A 19,001-nucleotide genomic window follows, 5' to 3' on the forward strand; every position below is an offset into this window, starting at 1 on the left:
CCGTCCGGAAGCGCCCGCGCGACAGGGTGGCCCGCACCGGACCTGGCCATCGGAAGGCGGAGCGCCGATGAGGCTCGTCGTCGATCTCAACAAATGTCAGGGGTACGCCCAGTGCGCGTTCCTCGCCCCGGACGTCTTCGCCATGCACGGCGACGAGGCGCTGGTGTACAACCCGCACGCCCCCGAGGAACAGCGGGAGCGGCTGGCCCGCGCGGTGGCCGCGTGCCCGGTGCAGGCGATCACGGCGGACGGCCTGGACGGCGCGGGGGACGCAGCGGGGGCGTCCGATGGCCGCTGACTACATCGACTGGCTCAGGCGCGAGGGCCGGATCGTGATCGTGGGCGCCTCGCTGGCGGGGCTGCGTGCCGCCGAGACGCTGCGCGCCGAGGGCTTCGCCGGGGAGCTGACCCTGATCGGCGACGAGCCGCACGAGCCGTACGACCGGCCGCCGCTGTCCAAGTCCGTGCTGCTCGGCATGGCGTCCCCGCACCACACCGAGCTGCCGCACCGCTGGGACATCGACGCCAAGTGGCGGCTCGGCGTCGCCGCGACCGGCCTGGATCTGACGGCCAAGCGGGTGCGGCTGGCGGACGGGGACGAGGTGGAGTACGACCGGCTGCTCATCGCGACCGGTGTCCGCGCCCGTCCCTGGCCGAAGGAGGAGGAGGCGCGGCTGGACGGCGTGTGTCTGCTGCGCACCCGGGAGGACGCGGCCGGGCTGTACCGGCGGCTGAAGGCGGGGCCGCGCCGGGTGTTCGTGATCGGCGCCGGGTTCGCCGGGTCGGAGATCGCGTCGGCGTGCCGCGAGATGGGGCTGTCGGTCACTGTGGCGGAGCGTGCGGGGGCGCCGCTGGTGGGCGCGCTCGGCGGGGTGGTGGGCGCGGTCGCGGCCGACCTCCACCTCGAGAACGGTGTCGATCTGCGCACCCATGTCACGGTGACCGCGCTGGAGGGCGACTCGGTCGGCCGGGTCCGGGCCGTCCATCTGTCGGACGAGAGCACCGTCGAGGCGGACGTGGTCGTGGTCTCGCTGGGCTCGCTGCGGAACACGGACTGGCTGGCCGGGTCGGGGCTGGGCGCCGGGCCCCGCGGCATCGCCTGCGACGCGGGCTGCCGGGCCTTCGACTTCCGGGGCATCGTCACCGACGACGTGTTCGTGGCCGGTGACGTGGCGCGGTCGCCGCACGCGCTGTTCGGCTACCAGTTCCTGTCGCTGGAGCACTGGGGCAATGCCGTCGCCCAGGCGGAGACGGCCGCGCACAACATGATCTGCCACGGCCCCGACCGGCGCCCGCACCTGTGGATGCCGGCCTTCTGGTCCTCGATGTTCGGTGTGAACGTCAAGTCGGTCGGGGTCCCTCCGATGGGCGACCAGATCATGATCACGCAGGGCTCTCCGGCGGAGCGCCGGTTCGTCGGCGTGTACGGCCACCAGGGCCGGGTCGTCGCCGCCGTCGCCTTCGACAACGCCCGGTGGCTGGAGTTCTACGCACGGCAGATCGAACGCGGCGCGCCGTTCCCGGTGGAGTACCCGACGATGGACCGCCGTCCCGAGGGCAGGCAGCCGGTGTCCGCCGACTTCCCCGACCCGTCCTTGCCGACCCATGGCCCGACCGTGACCCTCAGCGGTTACTCACCGGCCGAGCAGCAGCTGGTCTTCCACCCCGCCCGGCACTGACCGCCGTCCGGCCCGACGCCCCAAGGACCCGTCATGACGCAAGCCTCACTGGTGCGCCAGATCACCGACTTCGCCCACCGCGCCAACCCGTACCCGCTGTACGAGGAGCTCCGCAGGACTCCGGTGCTGCACGAGGAGGAGGGCGGCCCCTACGTCATCAGCTCCTACTACGACATCGAGGCCCTGCTGCACGATCCGCGGATCAGCTCCGACGCCGCGAACCTCGCTGCCGCCGGGGACGACGAGGCCGGCCAGGCGGAGGACACCGGGCTGCCGCCGTCCTTCCTGCGGCTCGACCCGCCGGAGCACGACCGGCTCCGGCGCATCGCCAACAGCGCCTTCGGGCCGCCGCACCGGCCGCGCCGGGTCGAGAACATGCGCGATGACATGGCGGCCGTGGTCGGCGGTCTGATCGACGGGTTCGGCGAGGCGCGGGAGATCGACCTGGTCGACCAGTTCGCGTACCCCTTCCCGGTGACGGTGATCTGCCGGCTGCTGGGCGTGCCCCGGGAGGACGAGCCCCGCTTCCGCGCCTGGGTGGACCCGCTGGTCGCCAGCCTCGACCCGGAGACGCGCCAGAACGCGGACGCCGAGTCCGTGAAGACGGCGCAGGAGGCACGGATGCAGCTCGGGATGTACCTGGCGGGGCTGGTCGAGCAGCGCACCAAGGACCCCCAGGACGACCTGCTGTCCGACCTGGTCAACAGCCGCGGCCCGGACGGTGCCATGACGATGATGGAGGTGCTCAGCACCGCGGTGCTGCTGCTGATCGCCGGGCACGAGACGACGGTCAACCTGATCACGAACGGCATGCTGACGCTGTTGCGCCACCCGGACGTGCTGCGGCGGCTGCGCGAGGACCCGGCGCTGTCGGTGCGGATCGTGGAGGAGCTGCTGCGCTACGAGCCGCCGGTGCAGATCGTGCCCCAGCGCACCTGTATCGCCGACATCGAGGTGCGCGGGGTCACCATTCCCAAGGGCTCGCGGCTCTGGCTGATGCTGGCCGCGGGCAACCGCGACCCGGAGCGGTTCAAGGACCCGGAGCGCTTCGACCCGGACCGCGAGAACATCCAGCATCTGGGCTTCGGCAGCGGCATCCACAGCTGCTTCGGCGCTCCGCTGGCCCGGCTGGAGACCCAGATCGCCCTGTCCGAACTGGCCCGGCGGCTGGAGAATCCACGGCTGGTCGAGGACCCGCCGCCGTACCGGCAGAACGTGGTGCTGCGCGGTCCCCGGCATCTGACCATCGCCTTCGACGGTCTCAGGCCCTGAGCGGCCGGGCGCTCAGGGGGTGATCCTGCTGATCTGCACCAGTCCCAGCCAGGTCTCCGGACCCGGCTGGGCGTAGGCCGCGCGGACCGTGTAGCTGCCCGCGGTCAGCGGAATGCGCAGGTGTTCGGTGCCGGGGGCCTCGGCGCCCGGCCAGGCCGAGTCGAACAGCAGCACCGGGCCGGGTACGTGCCAGCGCAGCTCCGCTTCCCAGGCGGCCGTCCGCAGCGCGGCGGGGACCCCGGCGAGGAGTTCGTCCTCGGAGTTCGCGGCCGACCAGCGGACCAGGGTGCCGTGCTCGGGCAGATAGGAGGTGGCCGCCGGTTCGTCGCCGAGGACGAGGGCCGCGCTGTCGCCGACCGGGAGCAGGCCGGCGAATCCGGCGACCTCGCAGGCCCGGTCGTAGTCCGTGTCGAGATCCTCGCTGTCGGCGCCCGCCCAGAACGGCAGCACCGCCTCCGGGACGGCTATCAGCGGGCCGCCGCCCGACTCCACCCACTCCAGTACGCCTGGGTCCGCATATCGAGCCATGGGCCCAGAACCTACACGGCCCGCCGTCAGCAGCCGCACTCGCCGTCGACCGGGGCGGTCAGCGGGTCGGCGTCGCGGCGCGCCGGGCCCTGCCAGGTCTCGTACGCGAAGCCCTCGCGCGCCCAGTACTCGAAGCCGCCGAGCATCTCCTTGACCTGGTAACCGAGTTCGGCGAGGGCCAGGGCGGCGCGGGTGGCGCCGTTGCAGCCGGGGCCCCAGCAGTACGTCACCACCGGCACGGATCTGTCGAGGAGTTGGGCGGCCTGCTCGGGGATGAGTGCGGTGGGCAGGTGGACGGCGCCGGGGACGTGGCCCTGGTCCCAGGACTCGGTGGAGCGGGTGTCCACCAGGACGAAGCCGGGGTCGCCGCCGGCCGCGAGGGCGGCGGCCACGTCGGAGACATCGGCGTGGAAGGCGAGGCTCGCCCGGAAGTAGGCGGCGGCCTCGGCGGGGGCGGCGGGGGCGACCCGCAGCACGGGGTTCACGGAGTTCGTAGTGATCATGGCTTAAATTCTGCGGCCGGAGCGCGGCCCGTTGAAGGGGCGATCCCCGGGCCTGCTCTTGATCGGCCGGTGATTTCCCTGGTATCCATCGCGGATGACCGTGTATTCCCCGGACGCCACCGACTGGCGCATACTCGAGGTCCTCCAGCGCGACGGCCGGGTCAGCTACGCCGAGCTGGCGCGGGCCGTGTCGATGTCGCCGAGCGCCGTCACCGAGCGGGTGCGCCGGCTGGAGGAGGCGGGGGTGATCCAGGGCTACGCGGCGGTCGTGGACCCCGAGCGGCTCGGGCTGCCGATCCTGGCCTTCGTGCGGCTGCGGTACCCCAACGGCAACTACAAGCCGTTCCACGACCTGGTGGCCGCCACCCCGGAGATCCTGGAGGCCCACCATGTCACGGGGGACGACTGCTTCGTCATCAAGGTCGCCGCGCGCTCGATGCCGCACCTGGAGGAGGTCTCCGGGAAGATCGGCACGCTGGGCTCGGTGACCACGAGCGTCGTCTACTCCTCTCCCCTGCCCCGGCGGCCGCTCGGCCACTGACCCGGGCGCTCAGCCGGTGCCGCGCTGTCTGAGCGTGGAGCCGGAGCGGCCCTTGACGACCTCCAGCTGGGCGTGGACCCGGCGGCGCAGATCGGCGACGTGGCTGACGATGCCGACGCTGCGGTCGCGTTCGCGCAGGGAGTCGAGGACGTCGAGGACCTCGTCCAGGGTCTGGTCGTCCAGGCTGCCGAAGCCCTCGTCGATGAAGAGGGCGTTGCAAGATCGAATGCTACGGGCGCAAGCTCTGACCGAGCAAAGCAGGGCACGAAAACCCCTCGGAGTGATCTCCGAGGGGCTCTCTTGGTGGGCAGGGGGACAAACGAGGGACGGCGCGATCAGGCGGCGCCCAGCGCCTCGTCGCGAGGGGTGGGGCGTACGACGCGCAGATGCCGGTCGCTTGTTTCTTCGTAGACCGAGGCGACATGGGGTGTGCCTTGGCTGCCTGGGCTTGCTCATCCGTGGGTTTCTCGACGCCGCTGCGGCGTGGTACCAGGTCAAGGGGTGCGTTGGCGGCGGCTCGTTCGAACTGCGGCAGCAGGCTGGTGTAGGTATCGGCAGTGAGTGGGTAGCTGCTGTAGCCGAGCAGGGCATGGATGGCTTTCATCGACAGGCCGGCGGCCAAGCTGAGTGATGCGGCGCAGTGACGCAGGTCGTGCAGGCGGACCGGCAGTAGGCCGATGCGCTGGACGAATCTCCGGAAGCGGGGTTGTGAGGGCGGCCGTCGAGCCGGGTGAAGACGTAGTTACACCGAACGATTTACAGTCCCAAGCGTCGTGGCAGCTGCGCCTGGGGGCGACTGCGGTCTGAGCCGAACGGCCTAGTTGAGCTGGGCACCCGTGTCGTATTCGGTGACGATCATTCTGATAGGCATGCCCGTTTGCGATGGCATGACCGTACGCCAGGCCCTGCCTTCGGACGACAGTCATGCCTCCACTCATTAATACGGCCGAGAGCCTGCCAGAGGAGGAGGCGCCTTGAACCACTTGGCTCGGATTCCGCTGGAGGACGGAGGCTGCGTGCTGATCGAGGCGTCGTCTGCAGCGGATGGGTCAGAAGGCCGGCCGCATCAGTGAGGCTATCCATGACCTTCCTCAAGACCTGTCAGGGGCGTTGGAACCGGTCACCAAAGCGGCGCGTGCCACGCTCGAACAGCTCCGCAAGGCCGGTCCCCACGAGATTGCCATCGAGTTGGGCGTTGACCTCACGGTTGAGGCAGGAGCTGTCGTCACCAAAACGGGTGCAAATGCTCGCCTGCGCGTGACCGTCATGTGGAAGGGGTGCGAGTCCCCGTCGCCCGACGGCGAGCGGGGGGATTGGACTGATCCGATGGATGTCCTGGGAACAGGCGGGGAGAGCTGGCATGCACGGGGGCTTCCCAGTGCCGTGGCACAGGTCCTCGACCGACAAGGCCAGGTGGCTGGGGCTGGCTTCCTGGTGGCAGAGTGCCTCCTGGTTACCTGCGCGCATGTCGTCTACGCCGCAGGGTCCGGCCCGGGCGGCACCGTACATCTGGTCTTCCCCCACGTGGAGGGCGTCCCTCGCGTACAGGGGGAGGTGTTGGAGGGGCCGTGGCGTGCCCCGGACGGGGAAGACGTGGCCATGGTGCGCCTCAACAACACATCACCTGGCATGACAGTCTTGTCCCTGGGCTCTGCCGAAGGCCGCCGAGGTCATCAAGTGCGCTCGTTCGGATTCCCCGCTCAGGCCCCGATCGGCGGGCACTTCGGCTTCGGCGTGTGCGGCGACTTGCTAGGTGCCGTCGAGGGCCGGGGCGTTCACCTGCAGTTGACTGCTGCCAACGACTTGACGACTGGGTTCAGCGGCGCGCCTGTCCTCGATGAGGTGACGGGCTTGGTCATCGGCATGGTCACTGAGATCACCACCCCCGACGCCTACGCGAGGGGGCAAGGCATTGCTTACGTCACCCCGACCCAGGTGCTCCGCGAGGTGTGGCCGGAACTTATCGAACGGGACGTATCTCCTTATCTGGGGCTGGAGTCGTTCGGCGTCGATCAGGCCCGATGGTTCAAGGGGCGGGAGGACGCGATACGCCAGGTGCTGGCAGGCCTGGCCCGCCGCCAGCGGTTGACGCTCTTGCTGGGTCCCTCTGGTTCGGGCAAGACGTCGCTGATACAGGCCGGCGTTCTGCCCGCAGTGGCTGCGGGCGATCTGCACGGCAGCGACAGTTGGCTTCCTCTGGTCGTACGGCCGAGGCAGGATCTGCTGACCGAACTGGAGCGCGCGGGACTGCCCGGCACCGGGGGTGACGGGCTCTCCGCAGCCATCGCCCGCAAGCTCGCGGCGCATCCCGCATGTGAGCGCCTCCTTCTCGTCATCGACCAGTTCGAAGAGTTGCTCACCCAGCGGAGCACCAGCACACCGGATCGTCGCCGGATCGTCGCGGACCAGATCATCGAAGCCCTGGACAACCACAACCGCCTCAGTGTGCTCCTTGTGATGCGCGATGACTTTTACCCGCAGCTCGCCGCCCTGGCTCCCAGGCTGTTGGAAACCGCGATGCCGGGACTCCTCAATGTGCCGGCGGTGCTCAGCCGACATGACCTGCACGACATCATCACGCTGCCCGCCCGCGATGTGGGAGCGCACTTTGAGCCCGGTCTGCCGGAGCACATCATCAGCGACGTGCTGGCCACCGTCCCCAATGGGGCGACCGTCGGCCAAGTACCTGCCACCATGCTCCCCCTGGTGGAGGTAGCATTGAGCCAGCTGTGGCTGAGGCGCCATGAAGGATACCTCACCCACGAGGCCTACCAGCGCATCGGCGGAGTGACGGGCAGCCTTGCCACGTGGGCAGACACCGCCCTGGACCAGCTCACCAGTGACCAACGGCCCATTGCCCAACGCATATTGACCTCCCTGGTGCGACCCGCTGATCCAATCCACCGCATTCCCGCAGTTCGCGCGCAGGTTGCCTTAGGGGAACTGCGCGATGTGGCCACCGACCCCTCCAATGAGCCGGAGAGCAACGGCCCCTTCGACGAGGTCCTCGCTGTACTCACCAGTCACCGCATCATCACCACCCGCACACCCGGCACGGCCCAGAACGCCGACACCGCTGCGGACCAGCCGGTCGCCGAACTGATCCACGATGCGCTCATCCGCGACTGGGGCACCCTGCGCGAGTGGGTCCGCCAGGACCACCGCTTCCAAGGATGGCTCGAGCACACGCGCGCGAGGCGTGCCCGCTGGGCCGAAACGTCCGACCCCGGTGATCTGCTCACCGGGACGGCGCTCGCCGAAGGCCTCGACTGGTCCCAGAAGCGCCGTCTGCCAGGGGAGATCACCGCGTATCTCACCGCGAGCAAGCAGAGGCAGCAAGCGGTCATCCGACGCAGCAAACGCCTCAACATGATCCTGGCGTCCGTGCTGGCCCTCGCGCTCGCCGCTACAGGCGTCGCGTTGTGGCAATGGCGGACGGCCAGGGCCGAGCAACAGGCGGACCTTTCGCGACAACTCGCCGCGAAGTCCGACAGCCTCATCGCGACCAATCCCGATCTGGCATCGCTGCTGGCCGTCCAGGCATACCGCACGAGCCGAACCCCCGAGGCGGTCGCGAGTCTGCAGGACGCCGCGGCTCTCCCGCTCCACCGGTCTCTCGTGGGGCACCGGCGGGAGGTGTACTCGGTGGCGTTCAGCCCGGACGGGCGCACCCTCGCCACCGGCAGCACCGACGGCAAGGCTCGCCTGTGGGACGTGGCCACCGGCAGGACCCGTACCGTCCTCGACGGCCGCGGAGGCGAGGTGTGGTCGGTGGCGTTCAGCCCGGACGGGCGCACCCTCGCCACCGGCAGCGCCGACGGCAAGGCTCGCCTGTGGGACGTGGCCACCGGTAGGACCCGTGGCACCCTCGTCGGCCACACGGACCAGGTGAACTGGGTGGTGTTCAGCCCGAATGGACGCACGCTCGCCACCGCCAGCGCCGACCACACCGCCAAGCTTTGGGACGTGGCCACCTGTAAGTTGCGTGGCACTTTCATCGGGCACAGTGACTGGATTTACTCGGTGGCGTTCAGTCCGGACGGACGCACCCTCGCCACCGGAAGCGCCGACAACACCGCCAGGCTGTGGGACGTGGCCACAGGCAGTCCCCGTGCCACGCTCAAGGGCCACACGAAGACGGTCTGGGCCGTGCAGTTCAGTCCGGACGGGCACACCCTCGCCACCGGAAGCGCCGACAACACCGCCAGGCTGTGGGACGTGGCCACGGGCAGGCCCCGTATCACCTTGACCGGCCACAGGGCCGCGGCATGGGCATTGGCTTTCAGCCCGGACGGGCACACCCTCGCCACCGGCAGCGAAGACGAGACTGTACGGTTGTGGGACGTGGCTACAGGCACCACCCGTACCGTCCTGCAAGGCCACAGAGGTGCGGTGGAAGCCGTGGTGTTCAGCCCAGACGGGCACACCCTCGCGACCGGAAGCGACGACAGAACCACCCGGCTGTGGAACTTGCACACCGGTGCAGCCCGCGAGATCCTCACCGGCCACACAGCGCCGGTCAGATCCGCCGCCTTCAGCCCGGACGGGCACATCCTCGCCACCGGCAGCGAAGACGGGACCGTACGGCTGTGGGACGCGGCCAGAGGCAAGGCCCGCGCCACGTACACCTCGAACATGGGTACGGTGTGGTCGGTTGCGTTCAGTCCGGACGGACGCACCCTCGCCGTGGGCTATGACTACCAGACGGTGCAGTTGTGGGACGTGGCCACAGGCAAGCGCGGCCGGACCTTCTCCGCTGACAACGGATCGGTGTGGTCAGTGGCGTTCAGCCCGGACGGCCGCACACTCGCCGCCGTGAGCGAATGGAACACGGCCCAACTGTGGGACGTGGCGACCGGAAGGCCACGCCCCAGGATTGACGTCACCGAAGGAGCGGGGTTTGCGGTCAAGTCGGTAAGTTTCAGTCCGGACGGCCGCACCCTGGCCACAGCCATCGCGGACACCACCGTAAGACTCTGGGACGTGACAACGAGCAAGCGCCGCGCCACGCTTGCAGGCCACACGAACAAGGTGCAATCCGTGGCGTTCAGTCCAGACGGTCAGACCCTCGCCACCGGCAGTGACGACCAAACCGCCAGGCTATGGACCGCGGCCACCGGCAAGACCCGCACCACGCTCACAGGCCACAACGGTCCGGTGTACTCGGTGGCATTCAGCCCAGACGGACACACCCTCGCCACCGGAAGCGACGACAAGACGGTGCGATTGTGGGACGTGCGCACCGGAAAGGCCCGCGCCACCTTCGCCGGCCACACGGGTGCGGTGTATTCCGTGGCGTTCAGCCCAGACGGCCGCACCCTCGCCACCACCAGCGACGACAGAACCGTACGGCTATGGGACGCGGTTCTACCCAAAACCGTTGACGCACTCGGAACCGTCTGCCGAAACGTCAACGAGGACCCGACTCAGGACCAACAGGTTTCCCTTCTGCTGGGAAGATCCGTTGGCCGCGTCTGCCCTTCGGCCTGATCCCGCCCGCATACCGGCTCCGCCGCCCGGGACCTTGATCCCGACGACCAATTTCCGGCGTCACGACACTCTTCTCAGTAGAGGTCGATCCTCCATCATTCGCTACCTGCGGTTGCGGACATGCCCACAGGCCCGGCTCGTATGACAGCTGGTCGCCGGGGGAGGCGGGGGACAGAGGGCCAAGGACGATCAAGGAAGGAGACGGAACGGCAGATAACAAATCCATCCAGACTGGCGGCAATGTGTTAGCCAGCGAGCGAGCGTTCATGCCTCGCTCAGACCCCCCGCTGCCGCAGCGTAGACCCCCCTCTCCCCTTCACCACCTCCAGCTGGGCGTGGACCCGGCGGCGCAGATCGGCGACGTGGCTCACGATGCCGACGCTGCGGTCGCGTTCGCGCAGGGAGTCGAGGACGTCGAGGACCTCGTCCAGGGTCTGGTCGTCCAGGCTGCCGAAGCCCTCGTCGATGAAGAGGGTGTCGAGGCGGACGCCGCCCGCCTCGTCGGTGACCACGTCGGCGAGGCCGAGGGCGAGCGCCAGGGAGGCGAAGAAGGTCTCGCCGCCGGACAGGGTGGCGGTGTCGCGTTCGCGGCCGGTCCAGGCGTCGACGACATGGAGTCCCAGTCCGCTGCGGCCGCGTCCGGTGCGGTCGTCGGAGTGGACGAGGGTGTAGCGGCCGGAGGACATCCGCTGGAGCCGGACGGTCGCGGCGGCGGCCACCTGTTCCAGGCGGGCGGCCAGCACATACGACTCCAGGCGCATCTTGCGTTCGTTGTCGGCGGAGGTGCCGGCGGTGAGCGCGGCGAGCCGGGCGACCCGGTCGTACTCCTCGCGCAGCGGTGCCAGGCGGCGTACGGCCTCGGCGGCCCGCGCGGAGAGGCGGTCCAGTTCGGCGCACGCGCGGGCGGCGGCGTCGCGCGCGGAGGCCGCCTCGCGCAGCCGGCGCTCCGCGTCGGCCGCCGTCCGTTCGGCCGCGGCCGGGTCGGCGGGCGGCTGCCGGTCGGCCGCGGCGGTGTCGGCCTCGGCCAGCAGGGTGCGGACGGCGGCCTCCTCCGTCTGCCAGGCGTCCAGCCGGTGTTGCAGCTCCCGGTGGGCCGCGGGGTCCAGCAGCGCGGCGGCCGCGGCCTGCGGGGTGTCGAAGCCGGCCCGGTAGGCGGCGTCGGCGAGGCGGGCGTCGGCGGCCTTCAGCCGCTGGGCCGCGTCCTCGGCGGCGCGCGCGGCGTCGGCGGCCTCGGTGAGCAGCGCCGCCTGCCGCTCCAGCTGCGCGGCCCGCGCGGCCACGCTCTCGGCGGTGCCGCGGGCCTCGGCCAACTCGGCTTCCAGCAGCGCCTGTTCGCGCTCCAGGGTGTCGCGCCGGGTGAGCCGGGAGGCGGCCCGTACGGCGGCCTGCTGGCGGTCGGCGAGGCGTTGCTCGCGCTCCTGCTCGGCGCGCCGCAGCTCCTCGTGGGCGGCGTGCAGCGCGGAGGCGGCACGCCGGGCGCGGGTGTACTCCTGCTCCAACTCGGCCGCTTCGGCTTCGAGTTGCGCGGTCGTGGCGTCTTTGGCCTCGGCGGTGGCGGCGGCCAGGGCCTCCCGTACGGCGGCCAGCCGGCCTTCGTCCTCGGTGTGCCGCTCCTCGGCGCGCCGGCAGGCGGCCAGGGCGCGGTCCTCGGTCTCCCGGTCGACGTGTCCGGCGACCTTGCGGGCCGGTGCGGGGTGTTCGGTGGCGCCGCAGACCGCGCAGGGCTCGCCGTCGCTCAGGTGGGCGGCCAGCTCGGCGGCGATGCCGTTGAGCCGCTGTTCCTTGAGGTCGAGCCAGTGCGCGCGGGCGTCCAGGGCCGCTTGCGCGGAGATGCGCGCGCGTTCCCGGGCCGCCTCCAGGTCGGCGGCGAGGGCGTCGCGGGTGCGGGCCGCCGCGAGCCGCTGCTCCATGGGTTCGCGCCGGACGGCGAGCCGCTCGGCGCGGGTGGCGGCCTCCTGGGCGGAGTCGATGCGGGACTGGAGGGCGGCGCGGCTGGTGTCCCAGCCGTCGAGCCAGGCGTCGGCCTCGCGCAGGACGTCCTCGTCGGCGCGCTCCTGCCGGTCGAGTACGGCACGCTCCTCGGCGAGGCGGTCCAGGCGCCGCTCGGCGCGCCGGGCCGCGTCCAGTCCGCCCAGTTCCTCGGCCGCCCGGCGGGCGGCGGCGGCGAGTCCGGCCACACCGGCGTCGGCGTGCGCGGCACAGGGGCCGTCGAGCATGCCGCGCGCGCGTGCCTCGGCGCGGGCGGCCCCGCGGTGCTCCTGCTCGGCGGCCTCGCGCAGCTCCAGCGCGGGGGCGACCGCCTCCGCCCTGCGGGCCCGCTCCATCCGCTCCCGGGCCTCGGCGTGCGCGCCGGCCCGCTCCTGGAGCCTCGCGGCGCGCTGCCGGGCCTCGGCGAACCGGGCCTGGAGCCGGGCGAGTTCCCGGGTGTCGTCCAGCGCGATGCGGGCCTGAGCGTGGGCGGCCTCGGCGGCGGTGAGGCGGCAGTGGGCGAGGGTGAGGCGTTCGCGGGCGGTGCTGCGGGCGACGGCGGCGGCGCCGAGCACGGCGTCGGCGAGGCCCGGGTCGCCGGGGGCCAGGTCGGGCAGCTCCATGGCGTCGCCGGCCTCCTGCTGCATGCGGTGGGCGTCGGCGAGCAGCGCCGCGTCGCCCTCGCGCACGCGTGCCTCGGTGGCGCGGCGGCGGTCGGCGAGGCGCTTCTCCACGTCGGCGAAGCGCTGGGTGTCGAAGAGGCGGCCGAGCAGCCGGCCGCGGGCCTCCGCGTCGGCACGCAGGAAGCGGGCGAAGTCGCCCTGGGGCAACAGCACCACCTGGCAGAACTGCTCGCGGCTCATGCCGAGCAGCTGGGTGATCTCCTCGCCTATCTCCTGGTGCGAGCGGCTGCGGTCCTGCCAGGCGCCCGCCGTGCTGTCGTACTCGCGCAGCCAGGTCTGCGCCTTGTCCACGGTGGTGCCCTTGCCGCGCAGCTTGGGCCGCTCCCAGGGCGGCTGCCGGGTGATCTCCAGGCGGCGGCCGGCGACGGTCAGGTCGAGGCGGACCTCGGTGCGGGTGCGGGGCTCGGCGTGGTCGCTGCGCAGGTTCATGCCCTGGCCGGTCTGCCGGGCGCCGGGGACGGCGCCGTACAGGGCGTAGCAGACGGCGTCCAGGACGGAGGTCTTGCCGGCGCCGGTGGCGCCGTGCAGCAGGAAGAGCCCGGCGCCGGAGAGGGCGTCGAAGTCGACGCTCTGGGTGCCGCCGAAGGGGCCGAAGGCGGTGAGGTCCAGCCGGTGCAGCCTCATCGGGCCACCTCCCGTACGGCGTCGTCGGCGCGGGCGGCGTCGAAGGCGTCGCGGAGCACGGCCGTCTCCCGCTCGTCCGGTCCGGCGCCGCGGACATGGGCGACGAAGTCCTCGGCGATCTGCTGGTCGCTGCGGCCCGCGAGGCGGCGGGCGTAGGAGACCTGGGGGTCGTCCGGCGCGCGCTCGGGGGCGAAGACGAGGCTGAGGGTGTGCGGGAAGCGCTCGGTGAGCCGGGCCATCGGGTCGGCGGGGCGGACCGCGTCGGTGAGGGTGGCCTCGACCCAGGCGTCCTCGTGCCGGGCGAGCGCGGGGTCGGCGAGCAGCTCCTCCAGGGTGCCCCGGAGGCGGGCCAGCGGGCGGGGCACCGGGCAGTCCACACGCTCCGCGGTGACGGACCCGTCGGCGCCGAGGTCGACCAGCCACATGGTCTTGCGGTGCTCGGCCTCGGAGAAGGAGTAGGCGAGCGGGGAGCCGGAGTAGCGCACCCGCTCGGTGATGGTCTGACAGCCGTGCAGATGGCCGAGGGCCGCGTAGTCGACGCCGTCGAAGACGCCGGCCGGTACGGCGGCGACCCCGCCGACGGTGATGTCGCGCTCGCTGTCGCTGGCCCGGCCGCCGGTGACGAAGGCATGGGCGAGGACGACGGAACGCGTGCCGGGCGCGCGGGTGGAGAGGTCGGCGCGGACGCGGTCCATGGCGGCGCCGAGCACGGCCTCGTGCCCCGCCTTCGCCACCGCGAACTCTTCCCGCACCAGGGCGGGTTCGAGGTAGGGCAGGCCGTAGAAGGCGACGTCCCCGTGGGCGTCCGGCAGCACGACGGGGGTGCCGACGGCGGACGGCTCGGTGCGCAGATGGATGCCGGCGCGGTCGATGAGTCCGGCGCCGACGCCCAGGCGGCGGGCCGAGTCGTGGTTGCCGGAGATCATCACCGTGGGCACGCCGAGGTCCGCGAGACGGTGCAGGGCGTCGTCGAACAGCTCGACCGCGGCGAGCGGCGGCACCGCGCGGTCGTACACGTCGCCGGAGACGACCACCGCGTCGACCTCGCGCTCACGCACGGTGGTGACGAGGTGACCGATGAACTCGGCCTGGGCCCCGAGCATGTTCACCCGGTGGAAGGCCCGGCCGAGGTGCCAGTCGGACGTGTGCAGCAGTCTCATGGCCCCCGAGACTATCGGCCGGGTCCGACATCACGGGCCGTCACTCCGGTACCGGACCGTCACACCCCATTGAGATTCGCCCTGTTATGTCCGATCCGAGACGAACATCACGCGTCGCCGTAGGCCTCTCCGCCCAGTGCGAAGCCGGCCGTGCCCGCCGTCACATCGGCGAGCCAGGCGCGGAAGGCGTCCACGTCGGCGTCCGGCAGGCCGATCTCGATGGTGACGTCCTCGCCGTAGCGGACGTCCCGCACCTCGCGGCCGGTGGCGCGCAGGTCGTTCTGCACCTTGCCCGCACGCTGGTGGTCGACGGTCACGGTGGCCAGCCGGAAGCGGCGCCGGGTGAGGGTGCCGAGGGTGTCCAGGGCCTCGCCGACGGCTCCCCCATAGGCGCGGATCAGCCCGCCGGCGCCGAGCTTGACCCCGCCGTAGTAGCGGGTGACCACGGCGACGACGTACCGCATCTCGCGGCGCAGCAGCATCTGGAGCATGGGGACACCGGCGGTGCCGCCCGGCTCGCCGTCGTCGCTGGCCTTCTGCACGGAGGCGTCGGCGCCGATGACGTACGCCCAGCAGTTGTGGGTGGCGTCGGCGTGCTCCTTGCGCACGGACGCGATGAAGTCCTGCGCCTCCTGCTCGGTGGCGGCCGGGGCGAGCGCGCACAGGAAGCGGGAGCGGTTGACCTCGGTCTCGTGCACGCCCGCGCGGGCGACTGTGCGGTACTCGTCCTGCATCCCGTAAGCCTAGGTCCTTGACCGGTGCGCCCTGCCCGGTCAGCTCTTCCTGCCGCGCGGCACCGTGAACCAGGTCAGCAGGGCCACGCCCGGGGCGAGGGCCGGCCAGCCGGTGCCGCGCCAGGCCAGGACGGCGAGCGCGGCGGTCGGGAACTTGGTCCGCACCCGGTCCAGGGTGTCGTCCAGGCCGTCCCCGGCCAGCGCCAGGACGAGGTCCTCCAGGCCCGGGTTGTGCCCGACCAGCAGCAGCGTCTCCACCTCGGCCGGCGCCTCCCGCACCACCTCCAGGAGGTCGGGTACGGCGGCGCCGTACAGCCGGCGGTCGTAGCGCACCGGTGGCGGGGTGCCCCACTCGGCCGAGGCCAGCTGCCAGGTCTGCCGGGCGCGTACGGCGGTGGAGCACAGGGCGAGGTCGGGCAGGAAGTCGGCCTCGGCGAGGGCCCGGCCGGCCGCCGGGGCGTCGCGCAGACCGCGCGAGGCGAGCGGTCTGTGGTGGTCCTCGACCCCCTCGGGCCAGGCGGACTTCGCATGCCGCAGCACGATCAGCCGCCGCAGCGGCCCCGCCCCGGCCCGCTCCCTCACCCGCGCCTCCCGAGGCCGGCGGAGCGCACGCGTGCCCCGGCAGTCACCCCGCGCCTCCCGCTCGCCGGCGAGGCCGTCGCCCGGCTCATGCGGGCCTGCCGAGGTCGCCGGTCAGGTCCAGGGCGAGGAGGCGGTCGGCGTAGGCGTAGGTCTCGAAGCGGGCGCCGTCGGGCAGGTCCGGCGTGTGCGCCACGTCGTGCAGCACGGCCAGTACGGCGGGCAGGTCCAGGTCGTCCTGCCAGGCGGCCCGCAGCCGTCCCCGTACCTCGTCGGGCACCGGCCGGGAGGGCCGGCGCGCCCACTCGGCCACGGCCCGCCGCCACCCGCCGAGCCGGAGCGCGGCCTCGTCCAGCGCGGCGGTGTCCAGCCGGGCGGGTTCGCCGCGCGGGACGGCGAGGAGGGCCAGGCGCAGCGCGGCGGGGTCGCCGAGGAGGACCGGGAGGGGGCAGGCGGTGACCACGGGGGCCACGGCCGCGACCGGGCCGGCCCCGGAGACCTCCTCCGTGTCCTGCCGGACCACGTGGATGGCCTGGGCCTCGCCCAGGCCGGAGGCGAGGTCGTGCCCGTCCTCGAAGGGACGGATGGCGAGGGCGGTACCGGCCGCACGGAGTTCCGGCTGGTCGCGGGGGGCGGTGAGGGTCGCCCAGACCGGGGTTCCGCCCAGTTCCAGGGCACGGACGAGCAGATCGGCGGTGAGCAGCACCCGCAGGGCCGACGCGTCGAGGCCGAAGGCGTGGGCCTCGATACGGGTCAGACCACGGCGGGCGGGCGCGGCGGCGACGTGCTCACCGGTTCGGGCGTCGAGGATGCGCAGCACGGGCCGAGCGTAGGCGGGCGGACGGCCGTGTGCAGGCACCTTGCGCCGATTCCGGTCACCGTGGCGGGGTACCGGGGGGAATCGGCACCGCCGGAGCGCTGTTGCCCAGGCGAAGGACCCCCGACCCGAGGAGGCGGCCATGTACGGCGACGAGGCGACGATCCGCAGGATCCTGACCGAGCTGGGCGACACCTGGGCGGTGGTCGGCCTGTCCGGCAACCGGAGCCGGGCCGCCTACGGGGTGGCGCAGGTGCTCCAGCGGTTCGGCAAGCGGATCGTGCCGGTGCACCCGAAGGCCGAGACGGTGCACGGCGAGCGCGGCTACCCGTCGCTGGCGGACATCCCCTTCCCCGTGGACGTGGTCGACGTCTTCGTCAACAGCGAACTGGCGGGTGCGGTGGCCGACGAAGCCGTGACAAAGGGGGCCAAGGCGGTCTGGTTCCAGCTGGGGGTCGTCGACGTGGCGGCCTACGAGAGGACCCGCACCGCCGGACTTGACATGGTCATGAACCGCTGCCCGGCGATCGAAATTCCGCTCCTGGCTGGCTGATTCTTCTCCTACATCACAATTACACGCTGAATATCTACATTCGCAGAGCGTGCCTGACCTGTACGAAGACTTGTGTATAAGACATGTAAGATCCAGGGTCAAGATTTGGTATCACGTCTTCTGCCAGGGCCTCACGCCTACCTAACCTGTGGCCTCCTTCCCCGTTAAATCTCCGTTCACATGTGAGAGGCCACTTGACATGGCGAATGTCGACCAGGCTAAGCCCTCGGTAGCCACAAGCGACACCGGTGGGCTCCGCCGCGACGTCGGACTGATCGGCCTGATGTGGGCCTCCGTGGGGTCCATCATCGGTTCAGGCTGGCTCTTCGGCGCCGAGAAGGCCGTGGTGGCAGCAGGCCCCGCCGCGATCATCTCGTGGGTGATCGGCGCGGTGGCCATCGTGCTGCTGGCGCTCGTGCACGCCGAACTCGGCGGCATGTTCCCGGTCGCGGGCGGCACCGCCCGTTACCCCCACTACGCCTTCGGCGGCCTGGCCGGCATGTCCTTCGGCTGGTTCTCCTGGCTCCAGGCAGCCACCGTGGCCCCGATCGAGGTCGAGGCCATGATCGGCTATGCCAAGCACTGGAAGTTCGCCGACGGGCTACAGAACGCCAACCAGACGCTCACCACCAGCGGCATCGTCGTCGCCGTGATCCTCATGGCCGTGTTCGTCGCGGTCAACTTCCTCGGTGTCCGCGTCCTCGCCCACACCAACAGCGCCGCCACCTGGTGGAAGATCGCCGTCCCGCTCGCCGCGATCTTCGTCATCGCCATCGGCAACTTCCACCCGGCCAACTTCACCTCCGAGGGCTTCGCGCCGTTCGGCGCCAAGGGCGTCCTGACCGCGATCAGCTCCAGCGGCATCATCTTCGCGCTGCTCGGCTTCGAGCAGGCGATCCAGCTGGCCGGTGAGAGCCGCAACCCGAAGCGTGACCTGCCCCGCGCGACGCTCGGCTCGGTCGCCATCGGTGCCGTGATCTACGTCCTGCTCCAGGTCGTCTTCATCGCCGCCCTGCCGCACGCCTCCTTCGCCAAGGGCTGGGCGCACCTGAACTACGCCGGCATCAGCGGCCCCTGGGCCGGTCTCGCCACGCTGGTCGGTCTGGGCTGGCTGGCCTGGATCCTGTACGCCGACGCGATCATCTCCCCCGGTGGCACCGGCCTGATCTACACCACCGCCACCTCCCGCATCTCCTACGGCCTCGCCAAGAACGGCTACGCGCCGAAGGTGTTCGCCAAGACGGACTCCCGCGGTGTGCCGTGGTTCGGTCTCGCCATCTCCTTCGTGACCGGCGTGATCTGCTTCCTGCCCTTCCCGAGCTGGCAGACCCTGGTCAGCTTCATCACCTCGGCGAGCGTGCTGATGTACGCGGGCGCCCCGCTGGCCTACGGCGTCTTCAAGGACCGGCTGCCGAACCTGGAGCGCCCGTACCGACTGCCCGGCGGCCAGTTCATCTCGCCGCTGTCCTTCGTGGTCGCCAACCTGATCATCTTCTGGTCCGGCTGGGACACCCTGTGGCGGCTGGGCTGCGCCATCCTCATCGGCTACGTCCTGCTCGGCTCCTACGCCGCGTACGCGATCAGCAAGAACCTGCCCAACGCGCCGCGGCTGGACTTCAAGGCCGCGCAGTGGCTGCTGCCCTACCTGCTGGGCATCGGCGTGATCTCCTACCTGAGCACCTTCGGCGGCAACGGCACCCTGCCGCTGTGGTGGGACATCCTGGTCGTGGCGGTCTTCTCCCTCGGCATCTACTACTGGGCCAAGGCGACCGCCTCCGCCCCCGAGGCGATCGAGCGCAGCATCGACGAGGTCGTGGTCACCGACGCTCCGGCGCACTGACCACCTCCCTCACCCAACTCCGGTGTCCCG

The 19,001-nt window shown here is 71.5% G+C and carries 14 protein-coding genes and 1 pseudogene; 7 read left to right on the top strand and 8 right to left on the bottom strand.

Features of this window, described 5'->3' with window-relative positions; all coding sequences use genetic code 11:
- The first annotated feature begins 67 nt into the window (after positions 1 to 67).
- The 3 genes from ACZ5CZ_RS20070 to ACZ5CZ_RS20080 are packed head-to-tail and all read left to right on the top strand — an operon-like array spanning position 68 to position 2,951.
- Positions 68 to 298: a ferredoxin gene (locus ACZ5CZ_RS20070; protein WP_385844208.1), complete on the top strand. Its 231-nt coding sequence runs from the start codon at positions 68 to 70 to the stop codon at positions 296 to 298.
- Positions 288 to 1,679 carry an NAD(P)/FAD-dependent oxidoreductase gene (locus tag ACZ5CZ_RS20075; RefSeq protein WP_468944502.1) on the top strand — a complete coding sequence of 464 codons (1,392 nt, stop codon included), beginning with the start codon at positions 288 to 290 and terminating at the stop codon, positions 1,677 to 1,679. Before ACZ5CZ_RS20070 ends, ACZ5CZ_RS20075 begins: the two co-directional genes overlap by 11 nt.
- 33 nt (positions 1,680 to 1,712) lie before the next feature.
- A complete protein-coding gene (locus ACZ5CZ_RS20080) occupies positions 1,713 to 2,951 on the top strand; it encodes a cytochrome P450 (protein WP_468944505.1) in 1,239 nt (412 codons plus the stop codon).
- A gap of 12 nt (positions 2,952 to 2,963) precedes the next feature.
- Here the strand turns inward: ACZ5CZ_RS20080 and ACZ5CZ_RS20085 are convergent, their stop codons facing one another.
- Both ACZ5CZ_RS20085 and ACZ5CZ_RS20090 read right to left on the bottom strand, forming a co-directional pair.
- Positions 2,964 to 3,479, bottom strand: a complete 516-nt coding sequence (locus ACZ5CZ_RS20085; protein WP_385844204.1) for an immunity 21 family protein — start codon at positions 3,477 to 3,479, stop codon at positions 2,964 to 2,966.
- 26 nt (positions 3,480 to 3,505) lie between these two features.
- Positions 3,506 to 3,982, bottom strand: coding sequence for a rhodanese-like domain-containing protein (locus tag ACZ5CZ_RS20090; protein WP_450788960.1), 477 nt, complete (start codon positions 3,980 to 3,982; stop codon positions 3,506 to 3,508).
- A gap of 94 nt (positions 3,983 to 4,076) precedes the next feature.
- On the opposite strand from ACZ5CZ_RS20090, the gene ACZ5CZ_RS20095 reads away from it, so the two are divergent.
- Entirely contained in the window at positions 4,077 to 4,523 is a 447-nt protein-coding gene (locus ACZ5CZ_RS20095) for an Lrp/AsnC family transcriptional regulator (RefSeq protein ID WP_468944507.1), read from the top strand.
- 9 nt (positions 4,524 to 4,532) lie between these two features.
- Here ACZ5CZ_RS20095 and ACZ5CZ_RS20100 read toward each other — a convergent pair.
- Positions 4,533 to 4,739 (bottom strand): annotated as a pseudogene (locus tag ACZ5CZ_RS20100) (SbcC/MukB-like Walker B domain-containing protein); the annotation flags it as partial.
- A gap of 828 nt (positions 4,740 to 5,567) precedes the next feature.
- Between ACZ5CZ_RS20100 and ACZ5CZ_RS20105 the strand changes: the two are divergent.
- Complete coding sequence (locus ACZ5CZ_RS20105; RefSeq protein ID WP_468944510.1) at positions 5,568 to 10,013, top strand: CU044_2847 family protein; 4,446 nt, start codon at positions 5,568 to 5,570, stop codon at positions 10,011 to 10,013.
- 275 nt (positions 10,014 to 10,288) lie between these two features.
- On the opposite strand, the gene ACZ5CZ_RS20110 is transcribed toward ACZ5CZ_RS20105, so the two are convergent.
- The 5 genes from ACZ5CZ_RS20110 to ACZ5CZ_RS20130 all read right to left on the bottom strand — a co-directional run bounded on the left by ACZ5CZ_RS20110 (position 10,289) and on the right by ACZ5CZ_RS20130 (position 16,581).
- Positions 10,289 to 13,288: an AAA family ATPase gene (locus tag ACZ5CZ_RS20110; RefSeq protein WP_468944513.1), complete on the bottom strand. Its 3,000-nt coding sequence runs from the start codon at positions 13,286 to 13,288 to the stop codon at positions 10,289 to 10,291.
- Positions 13,285 to 14,448, bottom strand: coding sequence for an exonuclease SbcCD subunit D (locus ACZ5CZ_RS20115; protein WP_468944516.1), 1,164 nt, complete (start codon positions 14,446 to 14,448; stop codon positions 13,285 to 13,287). Before ACZ5CZ_RS20115 ends, ACZ5CZ_RS20110 begins: the two co-directional genes overlap by 4 nt.
- A 107-nt stretch (positions 14,449 to 14,555) precedes the next feature.
- Positions 14,556 to 15,182 (bottom strand): YigZ family protein, encoded by a 627-nt coding sequence (locus tag ACZ5CZ_RS20120; RefSeq protein WP_385844197.1) that lies wholly within the window; start codon positions 15,180 to 15,182, stop codon positions 14,556 to 14,558.
- Between the two features lie 39 nt (positions 15,183 to 15,221).
- Positions 15,222 to 15,764 (bottom strand): SixA phosphatase family protein, encoded by a 543-nt coding sequence (locus ACZ5CZ_RS20125; RefSeq protein WP_468944519.1) that lies wholly within the window; start codon positions 15,762 to 15,764, stop codon positions 15,222 to 15,224.
- 85 nt (positions 15,765 to 15,849) lie between these two features.
- Positions 15,850 to 16,581 (bottom strand): hypothetical protein, encoded by a 732-nt coding sequence (locus ACZ5CZ_RS20130; protein ID WP_385844195.1) that lies wholly within the window; start codon positions 16,579 to 16,581, stop codon positions 15,850 to 15,852.
- A gap of 139 nt (positions 16,582 to 16,720) precedes the next feature.
- On the opposite strand from ACZ5CZ_RS20130, the gene ACZ5CZ_RS20135 reads away from it, so the two are divergent.
- Positions 16,721 to 17,131 (top strand): CoA-binding protein, encoded by a 411-nt coding sequence (locus ACZ5CZ_RS20135; RefSeq protein ID WP_385844194.1) that lies wholly within the window; start codon positions 16,721 to 16,723, stop codon positions 17,129 to 17,131.
- A 199-nt stretch (positions 17,132 to 17,330) separates the two neighbouring features.
- A complete protein-coding gene (locus tag ACZ5CZ_RS20140) occupies positions 17,331 to 18,971 on the top strand; it encodes an APC family permease (RefSeq protein WP_385844192.1) in 1,641 nt (546 codons plus the stop codon).
- The last annotated feature ends 30 nt before the right edge of the window (positions 18,972 to 19,001 follow it).

The organism is Streptomyces sp. NPDC031418, assembly GCF_055581605.1.